This window comes from Nitrospira defluvii, assembly GCF_905220995.1.
Taxonomy (GTDB): Bacteria; Nitrospirota; Nitrospiria; order Nitrospirales; family Nitrospiraceae; genus Nitrospira_A; species Nitrospira_A defluvii_C.
The window spans coordinates 193,200-211,128 of sequence record NZ_CAJNBJ010000017.1; the positions used below are offsets into that span (position 1 = coordinate 193,200).

General features: G+C 56.7%; 18 protein-coding genes. 7 read left to right on the plus strand and 11 right to left on the minus strand.

Features of this window, described 5'->3' with window-relative positions:
- Positions 1 to 19: 19 nt before the first annotated feature.
- Positions 20 to 487: a hypothetical protein gene (locus tag KJA79_RS16000; RefSeq protein WP_213043068.1), complete on the plus strand. Its 468-nt coding sequence runs from the start codon at positions 20 to 22 to the stop codon at positions 485 to 487.
- A 110-nt stretch (positions 488 to 597) separates the two neighbouring features.
- On the opposite strand, the gene KJA79_RS16005 is transcribed toward KJA79_RS16000, so the two are convergent.
- From KJA79_RS16005 to KJA79_RS16025, 5 genes are all read right to left on the minus strand, one after another.
- A complete protein-coding gene (locus KJA79_RS16005) occupies positions 598 to 981 on the minus strand; it encodes an FmdB family zinc ribbon protein (RefSeq protein ID WP_213043069.1) in 384 nt (127 codons plus the stop codon).
- 128 nt (positions 982 to 1,109) lie between these two features.
- Positions 1,110 to 2,303 (minus strand): pyridoxal phosphate-dependent aminotransferase, encoded by a 1,194-nt coding sequence (locus tag KJA79_RS16010; protein ID WP_213043070.1) that lies wholly within the window; start codon positions 2,301 to 2,303, stop codon positions 1,110 to 1,112.
- Positions 2,300 to 2,788, minus strand: a complete 489-nt coding sequence (gene coaD / locus KJA79_RS16015) for a pantetheine-phosphate adenylyltransferase (RefSeq protein ID WP_213043072.1) — start codon at positions 2,786 to 2,788, stop codon at positions 2,300 to 2,302. The genes KJA79_RS16010 and coaD overlap by 4 nt, the downstream gene beginning before the upstream one ends.
- Positions 2,785 to 3,357: a 16S rRNA (guanine(966)-N(2))-methyltransferase RsmD gene (gene rsmD / locus KJA79_RS16020; RefSeq protein WP_213043073.1), complete on the minus strand. Its 573-nt coding sequence runs from the start codon at positions 3,355 to 3,357 to the stop codon at positions 2,785 to 2,787. The genes coaD and rsmD overlap by 4 nt, the downstream gene beginning before the upstream one ends.
- A 303-nt stretch (positions 3,358 to 3,660) precedes the next feature.
- Complete coding sequence (locus tag KJA79_RS16025; protein ID WP_213043074.1) at positions 3,661 to 3,834, minus strand: hypothetical protein; 174 nt, start codon at positions 3,832 to 3,834, stop codon at positions 3,661 to 3,663.
- A 185-nt stretch (positions 3,835 to 4,019) separates the two neighbouring features.
- Here KJA79_RS16025 and radC point away from each other — a divergent pair, with 185 nt between their 5' ends.
- Both radC and fusA read left to right on the plus strand, forming a co-directional pair.
- On the plus strand, positions 4,020 to 4,733 hold the full coding sequence (radC, locus tag KJA79_RS16030; protein ID WP_213043075.1) for a RadC family protein: 714 nt from the start codon (positions 4,020 to 4,022) through the stop codon (positions 4,731 to 4,733).
- A 130-nt stretch (positions 4,734 to 4,863) separates the two neighbouring features.
- Positions 4,864 to 6,975 (plus strand): elongation factor G, encoded by a 2,112-nt coding sequence (gene fusA, locus KJA79_RS16035; protein ID WP_246507720.1) that lies wholly within the window; start codon positions 4,864 to 4,866, stop codon positions 6,973 to 6,975.
- Positions 6,976 to 7,017: 42 nt separating this feature from the next.
- Here the strand turns inward: fusA and KJA79_RS16040 are convergent, their stop codons facing one another.
- The 6 genes from KJA79_RS16040 to KJA79_RS16065 all read right to left on the minus strand — a co-directional run bounded on the left by KJA79_RS16040 (position 7,018) and on the right by KJA79_RS16065 (position 14,599).
- Positions 7,018 to 8,421, minus strand: coding sequence for a Do family serine endopeptidase (locus tag KJA79_RS16040; RefSeq protein WP_213043076.1), 1,404 nt, complete (start codon positions 8,419 to 8,421; stop codon positions 7,018 to 7,020).
- 89 nt (positions 8,422 to 8,510) lie between these two features.
- Positions 8,511 to 9,149 carry a TrkA C-terminal domain-containing protein gene (locus KJA79_RS16045; RefSeq protein WP_213043077.1) on the minus strand — a complete coding sequence of 213 codons (639 nt, stop codon included), beginning with the start codon at positions 9,147 to 9,149 and terminating at the stop codon, positions 8,511 to 8,513.
- 424 nt (positions 9,150 to 9,573) lie between these two features.
- A complete protein-coding gene (locus tag KJA79_RS16050) occupies positions 9,574 to 10,872 on the minus strand; it encodes a hypothetical protein (RefSeq protein WP_213043078.1) in 1,299 nt (432 codons plus the stop codon).
- 92 nt (positions 10,873 to 10,964) lie between these two features.
- Positions 10,965 to 11,933: an ATP-binding protein gene (locus tag KJA79_RS16055; RefSeq protein ID WP_213043079.1), complete on the minus strand. Its 969-nt coding sequence runs from the start codon at positions 11,931 to 11,933 to the stop codon at positions 10,965 to 10,967.
- Positions 11,934 to 11,954: 21 nt separating this feature from the next.
- Positions 11,955 to 13,529, minus strand: a complete 1,575-nt coding sequence (locus KJA79_RS16060) for an integrase core domain-containing protein (RefSeq protein WP_213043080.1) — start codon at positions 13,527 to 13,529, stop codon at positions 11,955 to 11,957.
- A gap of 362 nt (positions 13,530 to 13,891) precedes the next feature.
- Positions 13,892 to 14,599 carry a TnsA endonuclease N-terminal domain-containing protein gene (locus KJA79_RS16065; protein WP_213043081.1) on the minus strand — a complete coding sequence of 236 codons (708 nt, stop codon included), beginning with the start codon at positions 14,597 to 14,599 and terminating at the stop codon, positions 13,892 to 13,894.
- A 150-nt stretch (positions 14,600 to 14,749) separates the two neighbouring features.
- On the opposite strand from KJA79_RS16065, the gene KJA79_RS16070 reads away from it, so the two are divergent.
- The 4 genes from KJA79_RS16070 (at position 14,750) to KJA79_RS16085 (ending at position 17,929) form a co-directional block, all read left to right on the plus strand.
- Positions 14,750 to 15,373 carry an RNA polymerase sigma factor gene (locus tag KJA79_RS16070; protein WP_213043082.1) on the plus strand — a complete coding sequence of 208 codons (624 nt, stop codon included), beginning with the start codon at positions 14,750 to 14,752 and terminating at the stop codon, positions 15,371 to 15,373.
- Positions 15,370 to 15,807 (plus strand): hypothetical protein, encoded by a 438-nt coding sequence (locus tag KJA79_RS16075; RefSeq protein WP_213043083.1) that lies wholly within the window; start codon positions 15,370 to 15,372, stop codon positions 15,805 to 15,807. The genes KJA79_RS16070 and KJA79_RS16075 overlap by 4 nt, the downstream gene beginning before the upstream one ends.
- A gap of 490 nt (positions 15,808 to 16,297) precedes the next feature.
- Complete coding sequence (locus tag KJA79_RS16080; protein WP_213043084.1) at positions 16,298 to 17,056, plus strand: ImmA/IrrE family metallo-endopeptidase; 759 nt, start codon at positions 16,298 to 16,300, stop codon at positions 17,054 to 17,056.
- Positions 17,057 to 17,167: 111 nt separating this feature from the next.
- Complete coding sequence (locus KJA79_RS16085; RefSeq protein WP_213043085.1) at positions 17,168 to 17,929, plus strand: hypothetical protein; 762 nt, start codon at positions 17,168 to 17,170, stop codon at positions 17,927 to 17,929.

The window sequence follows — 17,929 nt, forward strand, 5'->3', positions numbered from 1 at the left end:
GTCGGTATAATTCACCCACATGGGAGGACCACTTATGCTCATTCGTTCACGCAGCGCGGTGATGGGACTGTGTGCGCTTGGTTTCAGCAGCATGTTGCTGACGGGATGTGACTTCTGGCCGCCGGCTCTTCAGGCGCAAATCGAACAGCTGCACTCGGAAGCTCAACAGGCTGCGGCGGATAAAGCGCTGTTGCAGAATCAGCTCAACGCTGCGAACAAAGCGAAAGAAGAGCTGCAGATTCGCGTGGAAGATCTCACGAGGGTGAACAAAGAGAAGTCGGCGATGATTGCGAGTTTGGAGCACACCATCGCTGCGGCGCGAGAGCGGGCCGCAAAGGCGGTGAAGACGAACACCGCGAAACCCACCACGAAACCGGTGGTCAAAAAAGCTGCCAAACCATCAAGCAAGGCCGGCGCAAAGTCCACGGGAAAGTCGGCGCCTCATAAGCACACCACAACCGCTCCCAACAAACGAGTACAGCCCTAGTGCCGTGCTGCATTCTGATCCGGTAAGCGGGGGAGAGTCTGCCGCAGAGTGGTGAGCACGTGAGGGCTCAAAGGGGTGAGAGGGGCAGGATCACTCGGACCCCGCTCCCGTTAGCTGCTGGATGAGGAGGTGGAACTCGAACTGGACGTGCCAGTGCTCGCCGTGCTGCTTGCGGGAGTGGCGCTGGTCGTCGGGGTGCTTGCGGGAGCGGCGGATGGGGTGCTTGTCGTGTTCTCACTCGCGGTCGAGGTTGTTGTCTTATCCGTCCCCGCGGCCGTCGGCTTTTCAGACGTATCACTGCCGCCGGGTTTCATCTTGTCCGAGTAATCGGTGATATACCAGCCGCTGCCTTTGAACATGATGGCCGGGGGTGAAATCAATTTCGTGACTTCCTTCCCGCAGCGAGCGCATTCCTTGATCGGATCGTCTTTAATGCTCTGCTTCACCTCGAAGCGGTAGGCGCAGCTGGTACATTGGTACTCATAGATTGGCACGGGTTATTCCTCCTCTGATCTCACGCCGCACAAGGCACAATTCATTTCTCCCGCGATCCACGGGGCAATCATCTTAGTAGCCTCGATTTCATCAGAATCAAGGGGGAGCGGAATATTTGTGTCCCGCCTTACGTCAATCGACGGATGGCCGCTTCAATTCTAGTGAGCCCGCGTTCAATGGCCTCCATGGACGTCGCATAGGACAGCCGGATGTGGATATCGCTGCCGAATGGTTCTCCGGGGACCAGGGCGACTTGGGCCTCGTTAAGCAAAAAGGTTGCGAGGTTGGCTGCGGAGCCGATGGGCTGATCCTTCCAGCGTTTGGAGAGGAGGCCGCTGATGTTCGGGAACGCATAGAAGGCGCCCGTCGGCATCCGGCAGGTGACGCCGGGCATATTATTCAGTCGTTCGACCATCAGACGGCGGCGCCGATCGAATTCCGCTACCATGACGGCGGTAAACGGATTGCCGAGTCGTAACGCCGCCACGGCGGCCTTTTGTGAAATGGAGCAGGGATTCGACGTGCTCTGGCTTTGAATGTTGGCCATGGCCGTCAGCAAGGCTTTCGGCCCCGCGGCGTAGCCGATGCGCCAGCCGGTCATGGCGTAGGCTTTGGAGACACCGTTAATGACGACGGTTCGTGCAGCGACTTCAGGGCTTAAGCTGGCGATGCTGATGTGTCGCGCTCCATCATAGAGCACCTTTTCGTAGATCTCGTCGGAAATAATGACGAGGTCATGACGCAGGGCCGCGGCCGCGATTCCTTCGAGCGTGGTCTTGTCGTAGGTCGCGCCGGTCGGATTGCAGGGACTGTTGACGATGATGGCCTTGGTGCGCGGCGTGATCGCTGCCTCAAGCGCGTCCGGGCTGATGGTGTATCCGTCCCGCTCCTCCGTCTTGAGCAAAACCGGCGTGGCATCGTTCAGTAGGGTTTGGTCCTGATAGGACACCCAGAAGGGCACCGGGATAATGAGTTCGTCGCCTGCTTCGAGAAGCGCCTCGGCCACGTTGTACAACGAATGTTTCGCGCCGCAGGACACGAGGATCTGGGATTTCTCATACTGGAGTCCCTGTTCCACTTTCAGTTTGTCGGCGATGGCGCCGCGCAATTCATCGATACCCGACGACGGCGTGTATTTGGTGAAGCCGGCACGGATCGCGGCCTCGGCTGCTGCTTTCACGGGTTCAGGCGTATCGAAATCCGGTTCTCCGGACGCAAAATCGATGACGTCGATGCCTTGCGCCGCCATAGCCTTCGCGGTTGCAGTAATGCTCAGAGTAGGGGAGGGGACAATACGTCCGACACGGGCTGCCAGTTTCATCCTTTGAAACTCCGAATTCGTTCTTGGAGCCTCCGTGCCACTTCGGGGTGCACAAAATCCTTGAGCGAACCTCCGTGGCTGGCGACATCCTTAATGATGGTGGAAGAAAGATAGGAATATTCCTCACTGGGCATCAAGAAAACCGTTTCGACGGTCTCCGCCAGCTTGCGATTGACGAGTGCCATTTGAAATTCGTGTTCGAAATCAGAAATCGCGCGGAGCCCTCGAAGAATAGCATGGGCGCCGCTGCTTCGCACAAAATCTACCAGGAGACCTTCGAAGGTCGTGACCTCCAGGTTAGGCAGGTCTTTGGTGACGAGGCGGACCATCTCCAGTCGTTCCTTCGCGCTGAACAATGGGTGTTTTGAGGGGTTGGGCGCAATGGCGACGATCATCTTTTCGAACATCCGGAATCCACGCCGGATGATGTCCGAGTGGCCATGGGTGATCGGATCGAATGTGCCGGGGTAGACGGCGATCTTCATGCGCGCGGGGCTTCTTTCGGCGTCAGGTGGAACCGTGTGAGTGCCGTGTCCCCATAGTCATAACGTTTCACTTGGGAGAGCGGTCCCAGGGTCTCGGGCATGTGCTCCTTGCTGCTATGTTCGATGACCACCACGGCATCTTCGGCCAACCATCCCACATGCCATTCGCCGGCCAATGTCAGGAGTTCCGGCGTGAGTCGATAGGGAGGATCGCAGAAGACAATGTCGTAGGGGCCGGACCATTCAGTGCCCCGGCGAAAAAACTGGCTGACCTGACAGGCGCAGATATTGGCGAACTGTTCGAGGTTGCATTGCTGAAGATTGGAGCGGACGAGGCGCAAGGCCTCCCGGTCGGTCTCGACAAACGTGACATGCGTCGCACCCCGGCTGAGGGCCTCAATCCCAATGGAGCCGGTTCCAGCGTAGAGGTCGAGCACACGGGCTCCGGTGGTCCGTTCGCCAAGAATGGAAAAGAGGGCTTCCTTCACTCGGTCGGATGTGGGGCGGATAGCCTGTCCCCTGGGACCCAGCAACCGTCGGCCCCGATGAAGCCCTGCGATGACGCGCATGATCGTATTCGGGAGAGAGCCACTCGTTGTTGGCTAAGAAGTGAGAGACTCTAACACAGCGTTTTTGAAGGGGTCAAGGTGATGCAGGTGCAAGGAACGGGGAGAGAGGCGCGTCTTCTCCCCGCCGCGGGGCGGGGAGCGCTGCAGACGTCACCAACGGAGGTTCGTGCTTTGACGCGTTCGGGGAGGCTCGCTATAATCGGGCGACACTGGAACTCAGTTCACGCAGGCTGAGGAGGTGGCCACACCTGAGGTCGTCACACCACCACATCACACTGAGAACGGAGCGTTGCGTCAGCCGGATCAGCGGGTCGCCACCGGTTGAGCGTCGCGGGCGGCGAGGCTCTTCCTACGGTTCGCCGAAATGGTCCGGTCGATGATGGCGCCACAGTTGATGCATTTCCAGGCGTAGAAAATGAGGAAGAAGTCAGAGAACCGTTCCAACATCATCATGCCTTTGCACTTCGGACATTCCATGTGTTCCTCCTGGGTGGTGACGTTCACAGCTGTGCCTGTCCTGAAGCAAGAGCTGCACCAAAATGTCAAGTGTATAGATTTCAATGAGTTGCGTGCTTGAAGTGCCATACATGAGATGAGTCACGCGTCAAGCCTCCGGCACAAAAAGGTGCGGGCTGACATTTTTTTGTCGTAGAAAGCAGGCTGTGACACTCAAAAAGTCAGGGCGTGGCATCGGCGAATGGCCGGAGACTGAGCGGCCGCGCGAGCGATTGCTCAGCGAGGGGGCAACCAGTCTCTCCGATGCGCAACTACTGGCGATTCTCCTGCGGGTGGGACGGCAAGACGCCTCCGCAGTCAAAGTGGGGATGGAGGTGCTGGCCCGCGTCGGCGGGATCTACGGGCTTCTCCACTGCAGCGTGGAGGAACTGTGTGCCATTCCCGGGGTCGGACCGGCCAAAGCGGCGCAATTAAAGGCGGCGGTGGAGGTCGGCAAACGGGCGGTGTCGGCTCCCTTGACGACCGGGACGCGCATCAATTCCAGCGCAGACCTCTTTAAGCATTACCACGCAAGCTTGCGCGATCTCCGTCATGAAATTTTCGCTGTCGTTCTCCTGGATGCCAAGAACCAGGTCATTCGCGATGTGACCATCTCCGAGGGTAGCCTCACCCTCAGCATCGTCCATCCGCGGGAGGTGTTTATTCCGGCGATGCGTGCGTCGGCGGCGGGAGTCATTTTCCTTCACAATCATCCGAGCGGCGACCCGACCCCGAGCCAGGAGGACCGCGTATTGACGGCGAGGTTGGTGTCAGCCGGTGCGCTCCTCGGCATTCAGGTGCTGGATCATCTGATAGTGGGCGACGGTCGGTACGTGAGCTTCGCCGACCAGGGATGGCTTTGCGGAGAGGCCACGCGATGATACGCGTCCGGGAAAAGGTGATGTGCCTGTCATCCACTCCATCCATCATTCGTCCGGCGAAAGGAAGGTCTCACCTACACAACTCCCTCTAACCAGGCCCAGGGTGGCCGTCGACTTACCAGAGGAGGTCATGATGAACGTTCCCCTCACCGAATCCATCAGGAATGTGGCTGTGGTGTCGAACGCGGGATCGGGAAAAACCTCGTTAGTCGAAGCGCTGGCCTACTGTACCGGAACGCTCTCATCCCCCGGATCCGTGCTCGCAGGAAACACGGTCTCTGATTTCGAACCAGAAGAAGTGCACCATCGCAGCTCGTTCAATACCACCGTACTTCGCTGCTGTTACAACGGGACTGTCCTCAATCTCCTGGATACTCCGGGCGCGCCAAGTTTCGTCGCCGATGTCCGGGCAGCGCTGCGCATTGCGGATGGGGTGGTAATGGTCGTGAACGCGGCGACCGGCGTACGCAGCGATCTTCAACGGATGTGGTCGCTGGTTGACGCAGCGGAACTTCCCTGCCTCGTGTTCGTGAACGGGTTGGACAAAGAGGGTACTGAGTTTGAGAAGACCGTGGAGGAGTTGATCGACGAGTTGGGGATTACGGCAGTGCCGCTGACGCGCTCGGTGGGCAGCGGGGCGCAGATGAGCGGGGTGGTGGATCTGCTGCAGAATCGTCTCGTCACCGTCCGTTCGGACCGGCCGCAGGCGGAAGAGGAGCCGGTTCCCGCAGAGCAGCGAGATCAGGCGGCTGAGGCCAGGCGACGCGCGAGCGAACGTGTGGCCGAACAGGACGAAGCGCTTCTCGAGCGATATGTGACCGACGGGGAATTGACGGATGACGTGTTGGTGCAGGGATTGCGGATGGGAGTACGCCGTCGGAGGCTGGTTCCGGTACTGGGTGGCTCGGCCATACACAATCTGGGGGTTCATTCGCTCCTGCGCGGGCTCATCCATCTCTTGCCGTCACCCGTTGATCGTGCCCAAGCGGTGTCATTGCAGGGTGTGGGGCTGACGAACGACCCCGCTCCGATCCAGCGCGAGCCACTGGCGACGGCGCCATTTTCGGCTCTGGTGTTCAAGACGCTCATCGATCCCTTCGTCGGGCGATTGTCCTATGTCCGTCTGTATTCGGGTACCTTGGAGGCGGACAGCGGTCTGTACAACGCCACCAAGCTGGTACGGGAGCGGGGTGGCCACCTCTTCACCATTTTCGGAAAAAAATACACGCCGATCTCCCGCGCCGTGGCAGGAGACATCGTCGCCATCGGCAAATTAAAGGATACCCTCACGGGCGATACGCTGTGCGATGAGCATGCGCCCATCCGGTATCCCGGCATTCCGGTGGCCAGACCGGTGATGTCGTTCGCGATCGAGCCGAAAGCGAAGGTGGATGTTGAGAAGGTGAGTCTCGGGTTGCATAAGCTCATCGAAGAGGATCCGAGCCTGGAATTCGTCCGTCACCTGGAAACGAAGGAGATGGTACTCAGCGGTATGGGGCAACGACACATCGAGGTGGCACTGGAAAAACTGCATCGCAAATATGGCGCGGAGGTCACGCTACACGCGCCTAAAATTCCTTATCGAGAAACGGTCCGAAGCGTCGCGCAGGCGCAAGGTAAATACAAAAAGCAGACCGGCGGGCATGGACAGTATGGGGACTGCTGGTTGGAAGTCGGTCCATTGCCGCGTGGGCAAGGGTTCGAGTTCGAAAACAAAATCGTCGGCGGTGCCATTCCCCGCAATTTCGTGCCGGCTGTGGAGAAGGGGGTGGTCGAAGCGCTGCACGAGGGGCCTCTAGCTGGGTTTCCCACCGTGGATGTGCGGGTGACCGTGTATGACGGTTCCTATCATGTCGTCGATTCGTCTGAGCTGGCCTTCAAAATCGCCGGGTCGATGGGTGTGAAAAAGGCGTTGGAAGCGGCCCATCCGATCCTGCTCGAACCGCTGATGACCCTGGAGGTCGAAGTGCCTGCCGACTCTGTCGGGGCCGTGCTCGGAGATCTCAATGCCCGCCGGGGACGGATCATCATGGTCGAAGCCAAGGGCCATATGGAAACCGTGAAGGCTCTCGTTCCGCAGGCTGAACTGGTGAATTATGCGCCGGCGTTGAACTCATTGACCGGCGGGCAGGGGAGTTACGTGATGGAACAGGCCCAGTATGAGGAGGTACCGAGGGAGCTGACCGGGCGGATTGTCGAGGAGCACCGGGCAGAACGCCACGGGGTGGTGGCTCATCACTAGGCGCTGCCCCGTGGTGCTGCGTGGTGTGGTACTCGCGACCGGCTAGTGGTCAGACGGTTTGAGCACGACGTAAAAGGCCCGGCCTTCGCGCAATACGCGCAGAAGGATCGTATCGCCGCGTTTGACCTTCGCGACGGCGATCGTGAATTCTCCGACGGTGCCTGTGTCGGCGCGATTCACTTCCTTGATCAGATCGCCTTCCCGTAAGCCTTCCGCCTGGGCCAGACTTCCGGATTCCACCTTCGAGATCAGGACGCCGCGGCTCTCGTTGAGGCGGAATTTTTCCGCCAGGCCAGCCGTGAGATCTTGCACGTCGATTCCAAGTTTGAAGTCGCTCCGGCTTTGAGGCAGTGAGGCGGTTACCACCGCATCACGGCGTTCGCTCAAGGCGACGTTCAGGTTCATCCGTTTCCCGTCCCGCACGACCTCCACGATGGCCATGGATCCCGGGTCGAGCGCCGCCACAAGGCGCGACAGCTTGTTCGGTGTGTCGACGAGCGCGCCATCGACTTTCGTAATGACGTCTCCAGGCCTGATACCCGCAAGCGCTGCCGGATCCCGTTCAAACACCTCGTTGACCAGGACGCCCTCATTCTCATCCACACCAAATTTGCTGGCCAGGTCAAGAGTCAGCGGCTGCAGACCGACGCCCAACCAGGCGCGGACCACTTTGCCCTTGTTGATGAGTTGGTTCATCACCTGCTTGGCCATATTGGACGGTATGGCGAAGCCGATCCCTTGGGCGAAGTTGATGATGGCTGTGTTGATCCCGATGATGTCGCCGCGCAGATCGAACAACGGTCCGCCCGAGTTGCCGGGGTTGATGGAGGCATCCGTCTGAATGAAATTTTCATACCGCGACAGATTGATGTTTTCCCGTCCAATGCCGCTGACGACCCCGAGCGTCACCGTGCGATCCAGCCCGAACGGATTGCCGACGGCCAACACCCACTGTCCCACTTTCACTCCCGACGAATCCCCGAAGCGGGCTGCGGGGAGGGGGTGGTCGGTGGTGACTTTCAAGACAGCCAGGTCGGTATCGGGGTCTTTCCCAATGACTTGTGCAAACAGTTTGGTTTTATCGGAGAGGCGAACTTCGACCTCCGTGGCGTCGCCGACGACATGGTTGTTGGTGATGATATGGCCGACCGCATCGACTATCACTCCGGAGCCTGATCCGGTGGAGTTGGGCACGCGCTCGCCGGCCTCACGCGACCGCCCTGCGGCCTGGACGGGGAAGATACTGACCACGGAGGGTTTAGCCTCCTCGGCCAGGTCTGTGATGACGGTTTGAAGTTCTTCAAGCATCCGCAAGCCGGGTGACGTTTTGCGCGATGCAGACCCGCTGTCCGCGGCGGGAACGGTCGGGATGGGCATGCCGAATAACCACCCGGCGAGGCCGAGTCCAAGTAAGGTCAGGGTCGAAAACGAAGTCGGTGTCTTCATGATCGGGCAAGCTCCGGGGCAGTCCCTCTACCGTCTGACTTCGGTTCAGAATATCAGATTAGTGCGCAGGAGCGAAAGCGCGACAACGATCAGGCGGTCTTGGAGGCGGCTGGGCGTTGAAAATGGGGTAGCCAGTGGGCCAAGTCGTGGCGCAGGCCGACCACGATGACGATGTCGTCCGGTCTGAGGGTCAGGGAATTCAAGAGAGGGAGCAGGAAAGGCCCGCGAAAGACGGCGGCGATATGGGTTGTCGGCGGGAAGTCAAATTCGCCGATCGGATGGCCGATGACCGGGGCCCCGCGTGCCACCACCACACGTTCAATGGCGGCATCCCGTAGACCCAGTTCTCGCTGCATGGTCAGCAGGTCTTCGTGAGCCAACTCCATCTTGAGCTCGCGGATCTGGCGCTCGACCTGTTGCAAGGCGGTGCGTTGGCTCTTGATGCGGTCGGCGGCAACCCGAATGAAGTCCTCAAGGGGTGCGAGATTCGCCGCAGGCTCCGTCGGAACGCTGCCGGCAGCAGTTGCGGTCGATGCGGCGATGCGTCGGCCGATCTGCTGATGGATGATATGGATCTGCTGCAGGATGGTCGTGGCTTGGCCATGCAGACGGAGGACATGAACCTTGCGATTGACGCGTTCGGCAATGGCGACAATCGTCTCGTAGAATGCGCTGCCGGTGAGGAACAGTTCTTTGCGGATGCGAGCTAGGAGCTCAAAGGACAGCATGGATTTAATGTCTGATAAGATATATTATGTCAACTTGATTGTCCGATTCGCGATTCTGTTCCGCTCCACAGAACTCCGAACAACCAAATCTTATTACACTTTGGAAGTAAAATGATTTCAGTCCTCTACCCGTACAAAAATGTTCATTCCCCGTCCTCATAATAAAAAAACTATTAGGAACAACAGCTCTCGGATACTTATGACTGTGGGTGCCGAGTGTAGGCTTAGATCCCGATCTCAGTCAATTGGATGATTTTTGAGAGAACGGCGGAAAACAGCTTTGCAATAGAAGGATGGTATCTTTCAGACCAACCTCTATAGAGCAGCCTGAAACCGGGTCGGATGCGCGCGAATCACTGGATTAAGCCGATGCTCCCCCTTACGGTATATTCTTCACCGACAAATACCTTTTTAGAATGTCATTCTAAGCAGCCCTTTTTGATTCGTGGTCTTGAATCGAAAGAGCTTTCTCCCATCGCCTCGGCCACCACCAATGGAGCCTCTGTCTGTTTCCGATTTTAGGGACCTTCACAACCCATTCGCCTGCGCGATCCTTATTCAGGCGATACAACGGGAAACCGATATGTTCTTTTTGCCGCATCACGCTCCCAAGCTCCTGGCATCGCCGATACGTTCTCAGACATTCCAGTCCGAATATTCGCATGGTGGCCTCCGGAGAGAGGTCCGACGGGATTCTGTCGGATACAAAATCTATCTCACGATGAATGAGTACGAGCTGTCGCGAAAAGAACTTTTGCGGAACATCGATGTTTTCCCAGAACATTCTCCAGAGAAGCAACGCGTAAGCTTCTTGGCAGAAATGCCGCACGGGCACTTCTCTGGCTGTGACCGGGAACCAAATCCCACGCCCCATTTTTTCAAAGCACTCGCGGTGGGCTTTATGAACTCGCCTTGTGAGTGCACGGCGAATCGCACGATACACCTCGAAATATTTCCTGTTGTCTAACAATCCGGATGAACTCGATCCATCGACACTCAATGCCGAATACTCCACCGTGACATGCAAATCCGTTTCTCGCAATTCAGCGATCTGGTGCGGCACGTTCACTCCCAAGACGTCCGCCCATCTCTCCGGCAGACGTCGAACGTAGGCCTGAATTTCATGCTCGTCCGGTATAAACCGAGCTAATTTAGAGACTTGCGCCTCAATCGTTCGATCCTCCCTTCTTTTCATGAGCCACTCCCCGATCTCAGACATGATGCGAAACCGCTCTTCTTGCTCCCCTGCTGTCATCTGTCCGACACGGCTCCGTTGCCACCAGATCGCTCCGCATTCAGCACACCCATAAGGGTTACAACATGACTGCCTCGACAAAGAGTACAGAGGCGTCGGCCTACCGCAGTCACCACAGACCTCCAGGAGCGGCTCCTGGTGCAGAGGGCATTGGGGAATGAATATCAACTGATGGAAAGGGGTATGAAAGCCTCCCTTGATACATTTCGGGCAGATGCGAAGGGATCGACTGGCCAACACTTTCGCTTCATCCGGGCGAATATAGTCAACAGTGCGTGCCGTCCTCATGTGGAGGTCGGTTAAGTTCAGTGTGCGCTGCAAGAGTTCCGGATTGAGCGCGCCCCAGTTGTGTAAGTTCCGATCCCGATCCGACCAGTTTTGAGGATGTTGTCTTTTCGTCGCAAGACCGAATTCGCGCTGAATATCTCGAGTGCCACAGGTATTAAACCACATGAACTTCTGAATCATTGACCACGTGGACTCAAACGGAACGCATTGGCTGGCATCCCACGTATATCGTGCGTGTGGCATCATCTGACCATGTATTTCGTTTAAGTGGCTCATAAGTATCGCCCCGCTTCACGGTATCCAGAACGTTCGATAGCTTCTTTCCACTGATTCAATGAAATGGTCGGTTGGCCACCGTCCATCGACCCGTAGTTCCTGAGAGCGAATTCCACAGTTCGTGAAAAGTACTGCATCGGGATTTCAGCTTTACCAGGTAGCTTGGCCTCAGCCCTCACATGCTGGAATGCCTCCCAAAGAACCTTTGCTTCCCCGGCCAAGCGCCATCCCGCCTCAAATCCTGAGGGAAAGAAATATCGTGTGAACGAATAGCCGCTGGCCTCAGGGTACTCGGACTCATCATCGTAGCCCTTCAGGCAGTAGGCGAAATCCTTCTGGTTTCGCAGACCGGCGAATTCGTGAAGATGCACCATGAACCGGCCGACAATCTGCATTTTCTTTGCCTTTTCAAAGGCAGCTCGTTGATGAATTAATTCCGGTTGCCCGACAAGCACAACGGTTGTCGTGATATCGTGACGATCCAGCTTATTATAGATGTCGACCAACCAGTTATAGTGCGGTTCCTGGAGTTTCTGTGCCTCGTCTGCAATTAAGACCAGGCGCCGATGATGACCCACACAGGCTTGCTGGACTAAAAACTGTATGAGCCGTGCTTGCCTGGCGTTGCTGGATCCACGGTCACTGAAGCCATGACCGAAGTCGCTGAGCAAATTTTCAAAAAACCGTGCTTCAGTCGGACGCTGATGGTCCTGACAGCTAAATGACAAAACCGGGAACGTCGCGCCAAGTCCCGCGCGCAATTCATCAATAGCAAATCGAATCCCTTTGGATTTTCCAAATCTGGGCGGCGCCGTCACGATGGCACCTACAGCCCGATTATCGACCCAGTTTTTGAGGTCGTCGCAGAAGCGGCCCAATGGTGGCGTGAAGAGCGTATATCGTCCAGTTTCGATCGGGTGGGTTCCAGAAGGCACAGAAGGTCTTAGGTGTAGGACATGTGACATTTATTACTCCTTTCACTGAGGTTAATCGAGGCGGGTCTTCCTCATGGCGGGGGTATAGACCGTGCGGGACGACGCTGGGGGATTCGACTCTGTGACATCGGCGATCGACGACGTGGGCTGAGTCGGGGGAACTGCCTGAAGCCCTGCCAGGAGTTTTGCCGACTGTCCCCTCGCCAGCTTACTCGTCGCCGCTTGCCGATTGAGGAAGTCCATATAGACGAGGATCGGGTCCTCATTATCCGTATAGAAGATCAGCTTCCGAGCTCGGAGTTTATTAATGGCCTTTCGAACGGTGAGCGTATGCGGCGTCCGGCCCCAAAGCCCATGGGCCGTGAGCACGCCAAATTCTCGGCCGTCCTCGAGATACGCAGTGACACAACGGAGATCGTCCGGATCGACGAGGAGCGACAGGTGTTCTCCGACGAGGTCTGGACTATGACGGAGGACATCGTTGTAATAGCGGACGCCTTCAAATTCAACGTAGGGGCACTTCCCCTGCGTCACATCTCCGCGAATACACCGCACGACGCGGATGTGGAGCAGCGCGAGGTCTTGTCGCTTCTGTTCAGGCACTGCCCGGAACTCGCATCCCTCATTCACAATAAAGTACTCAAGCATCTCGAGCGGTGACCGATTGCCCAATCCCGTGTGCGGCTCGGCATTGTAACGAGCAATGAGTACGTCGGTCAGTTCAACAAGGTGTTGGTACGAGATATTCCAGCGTAGCGCCGCGGCTTCTGGGTCGTCACGGCGAGGATCATCTGGACCGTTGCCCGTCGTGGACGGCAGCCGATGAAATCCGTTCTCTTCCAACGTTTGAAAGAGCCGTTCAATGAACGGTCGACGCTGAGGGGTTTTCACAGGGCCAGCATTAATGGCACATCCGACTACTCGACTGAGATTCGACCTGACCGCATCGGCCAGATTGGCTTTGGCGTTGTCGAACCATAATTCGTCCCACAACGCCCAGGCGCATTCGGCATGGACTCCAGAAGGGAGCCCACTCCCCTTCGTATACTTCAATCCGGGGATGGTTAAGGTCATCGGTCTCCAGGGCGTCAGCGCATGCTTGATGCAACGGAGGACGTCCTCTGCGTTGTATTCGGGATTTAGCACCAAGGTGTACCCCAAAATAGCGCGAGTCTTCACGTCAATGATGGCGAGTAGCCACAGTCGATCAAGGACAAGCTGTTGAATGCCTCCATAGGGATTCGGCAGGTCAATCGTACAAACCGCATCGATCCGATGGCCGTCAAACTCAACCCGTTCGAACGGCCTGGTCACGATGCTGTCAGGTCCCGCTTCCCTCGACGCCAGCGCGCGCGCGGCGTCATCCCCATGGCGCGCCTTTACTGCTTGTTTCAGGTTTGATTTGAAGAGCCGCTTTAGATAGGTCGACAGCGCACGCCGTCCCCGATGGTTCATGTTGAGTGGATAGTGTCTTGCGGTCAGGCCAGCTTCCTTGCACTTCTCAATGAAGTGCTTATGAATCGTCTTGACCGGCATGCGGGACTCCTGGACGACATGCTCTTTGACTTTCTTCAGGAACAAGGAGTCCACCGCTTTTTGGATCGTCGGGTATCGATCGAACAGCATTGTGAGCGCCCCAGCGGCCCCTCCCTGCTGAGAAGGTCGGGAGCCATCTATCGTGGCTGTTCGAACGTAGGGAGTGATGCGACATGCTGGCAGCAGGGCTCGAAACCCCCAGATTCGGCCGTCAGGGTGAAGCTTCATGCAACGTTTGACGAGCCGATATACTTCTTGCCGTGGCAAGGACGCTTGTTTCGAGAGGATTCCAACGGGTTGTCCTTCGATATAGGCACGGACGGCCTGAATCCGCCTTGCGACTCGATCTGCATCGTTCTCGTCCAAGAGAGTGATATCGATGGTCGGCCAGTGAGAGAGGTTTGTCACATTGGGCGGGAGTGAGTCGCGATCCATTCGAGGCTTCGATACCGTCATTTTGTCCCTCGCTGTATGGTTAAGGAGTTGGTCAACGGGTACACGTCGAGCGGAGCCGTGCAGAGACCACCATGGATGAGGCGAAAGATCGCGGCCTTTACCGTCTGACGGTCTGGACGAGCGATATAACGTTCTAGATCTCTCAGGGACCAGGACGGCTCGATGTCGAACGCGGCGAGGATTTGATTTTCAATCTCCGCGAGATCATAGGACGCGTAGGTGGCGAGATACGCCAAGATCTGTTTCCAGTTCCGAAGGAACATGGCATTCCGTCTGATTTCCTCATCCGTGACGATCTTGTAGTCATTCGCGGTGACGAACGCCCATTCGCGCTGAGCGGCAAGTTGCCGAGCCACTCGAGAGCGATCGTCAACTCGCTGCACATCACTCGCATATTTGACTTCACGATATTCCGTCCGGCCGTCCGTGAACTGGATCAGCATGTCCATCACTGTTTCACGATCCCGGCCGTCCAACTTAATGTTGATGCGCAGCGGCTGTTCGCAAAACCATGCGACCGTGGGATCAGCTTCGACGATCACGCCGTGGTCGCGCTCAAGACTGCTGTAGAAGTGGACGTCTCGATCTAATTTCCGGCTATACATCTGCCAAAAGTTACTTCCGTAGTTTCCACGCGGTTGGTTCCACACCGGCTTTCTACGGTCGCACTCGACTATCCCCTGCTCCAGAATCTCTTTTCTCATCACGCTCTTTCCCCTCTCGTGGTATTCTGACCGCCGACGGAGACAAGTCCGCAAGGCGTACTTCCCTATACTGAGTTTTTGGCGCTTTTTAACAACCGACAATAAAGTGTTCGGGCCAGCAGTTCTGCTCTGCTGCGACCAAGGAAGATTGTGATTGCGAATCAGGATGAAGTCAGGCGCGCTATCGAGGCGCTCAGCATTGACGAATGCAAACGTCTGAGATGGGCCGCCAGAAAGCTTTGGCCTAAAGTAGGATGGCTGACGGGAGGCCGAGAGGATGTGGATTATTTACAGGAAGCTGTCGTGGCCACACTTAGCGGATCGCGACCGTGGGACAAACGATACTCAATGTACCAGCACCTTTTTAGGGCCATCAGGTCAGAGGTGCGTAACCATGCGCAGCATCTCAGGAGTCAACGGTATCAAGAGCCGACTCTTGTCTCCTCGCTCAGCTCAAATGATGAAAAAAAACCTGATGCTGAACCGAGAGTGCTGACTGCAGATGATTTCCCCTCCACCCTTCCAAGCCCGGAAGACGAATTGGAGGCGAAGCAGCGTACGCTCATGGTGGAGAAGATTAAGTGCCAGGTGTCGGCAGTTCTCGGTCATGGGTCTATGGGACACAGGGTCTTTCTGTTGCAGCTGGACGAATTGGGTGGACCTCAAATTTGCCAAGAGCTCAAGCTGACTAAACGGCAATACTCTGTATACAATATGCAAGTGGTGCGTGCTGTTCATAAGATCAAAAAACGCGTCACAGAAGGAGCGGTATGAAAGCAAAATCCAACAGCGTCGAGAGGCAATATGCGCGCTTATTAGATATGCAAGCAGAAGCCATCATGACGATGTCTCAAGAGGAATTGGACGAAGAGATTCGGGAGAGCGGCTTGGATCCCCAAGAGTTTGGCGAGGAGGCGCGAAAAGTGGTGGCGGAAGCGCTCGGGGCGCACAATGAGCACGCACTGGCTCGATCGCGGCAGACCCACCACGAAGCCGTCACGTCACTAAAACGTGTCCGCCTGACCTTGCCAACGACTATGAAGGACAAGTTGGAATTGCTCAAAGCGTGCCTCGCGCATCATCAGTATCTGAAACCCGCGGTCTTGACTGGTCAGCACCGGAAATTGAGCGATATGGCGCCGTCGGACGTCGATAGCCTATTGCGGCAGCTTCAAGTCTTGGGCCTTCTCAAATTCAAGAAAACCTAATGAGGTCGCCCGTGGGGACGTGTTGAGGTTCGACCCCACGGTTACGAGCTGTCGAGAAGTAAAATGCGGCGAGGAGCCTTTCCATTCCTGTCCCGATGACGTACCATCGCGAAGTAGCACCATCAATCATGTGTGAAATTGCTCAAAGCCTCTCACGGTACTTCCTCCTTTGACCGCAATCAGGTGCAGACTGCATTTTAACCCTCCGCAGTCAATCCAACCTACTTCGACGCTCCGATAGTTACAGGGGATCGGAAGTTCTAGAGGCTTGTGGTCCTTAATGTTGGTCTGGCTCCTCGCCTTCTGAATCGAGACATAGGCATAAAAACGTGGCTAACTTGCCGTCGCGACGGGTGTACAGTACTATGAGACCTGCCTGCTTTATCCATGCGATCTCACATGTCCTCCAAATTGGATCGTCAGGCGAATTCCCGCTCCGTGATGCGATGGCTGTGGACTCATAAGGCTCTTTGTTCCTGTACGACCAATTATGATTGCTGACGATCCAGAGGCGCTGCTGAAAGCGTTACACGTTACCGATCCTCGTGACATCGATATCGAAGCCATTGCGCAATACTGCGGCGCCACAGTGATCTACGAACGGCTTGTTGGGTGTGAAGGACGGATTATCGGTCACGGCAATCGCGCAATTATCACAGTGGACCAACGGGCGACCACGTCGAGAAAGAGATTTTCGGCCGCTCATGAATTGGGCCATTGGATGAAGCATCGCGGCAAAGTTGCCCTCGTTTGCGATCATGAACAGCTGATGTGTCAGTGGGAAGGACGTGATAGAGAAAGCGTGGCCAATCGCTATGCAGCTGAATTGCTCCTGCCACAGTATTTGTTTCAGCCGCTTTTGAAAGACAAGCCTCTCACCTTAGAAACGGTTCGAGGGTTGGCGGAACAATTTGAAACCAGTATCACCGCGACCGCCATGCGTTTGGTCCAGCTGACAGATCGTTCCGCCGCGCTGATTTGTGCAAGTGAGCACGGTCGAGCGTGGTTTGAGCTCAGTCCCAGTGCCAAAGCGGCGCAATGTTGGCCGCGACGTACTCTTCCTGTTGATTCCGGAGCGGCTGCTATTCTCAAGCGTGATGAGGAGCTGATTGGGCCCAGAAAGGTACCCGCCACGGTCTGGTTTGGTGGAAACAATGCGTCCATCACGGATGTCGTCGAAGACACGGTGAGAATCACTGCTCACCTTGCCATTAGTTTGGTTGTTTGGCCCTCGTCTTGTACAAGATAATCATTGCGAGCCCTTCGCCAGAATGGCGTGGACGTCGACGCGGATGGAGCGCAGCGAGCCGTCGATGTGGGCGCACAGCATTCCTGGCTGAACTCAAGGAGCTCAGTGCGCGTGGCTAAGACGTTGGACGAGGACGCAATCGAGCGTCACAAGCGCGAATTCATCGAGCCGGCAGCCATGCTGTATGCCGTTCAGAAGATCTACGGCGATCAAGCCAAGGCGAAGGCCATGGCTGCATATGGTCGATTGCTTGACGCCCACATGCTTGTAACCGGGGTCCTGGCGGCCGGGCTGTTGCGCCTCAATGGGGCAATCGCCGAGGCCGATCAAGCGGCCTTCGAGCGAGACGCTCTCTTCGCCGCCTTCGTGATTGGCCTGGAGCCCTGTGAGGCAGCGATTGCCGAAGCACGGTACCTGCAGGCGCACGCAATGCTCCGGCAAGAGCTAGAGATCCTTGCTCAGCTCAAGGCCGTCCGAGCCAATAGGCGAAAGTTGAACGGCGCCCCGAATGTAGCCGCCTTGGAGCAATCGTTGGCCCGCCTCTACGGCGGGCTATCCGCAGCGGCTCACGTTTCCCGGCATCACATCGTCCAGACCGCGACATCGTGGGACGGTGAAATGGAGGGGTTGCCGGGACCAACGAACTTCACTCGCTATTTCCCGGAAACTGATGACGAGCTGGCTCGTAAATCCTACGCGCTGCATGTCTATATGATCATTCGCCTGGTTGAAGAGCTACGCCTCGATCTCGCTCGCCGTTACGAGGGCGCAGGGATCACAGCGCACGAAAACGAGGCGATCAACCTCGCCGTCGACCTGATGATCTCCGAAGGAATGCTCGAGCTCGTCGACGCGCCTACTTCCGAGAGCTAA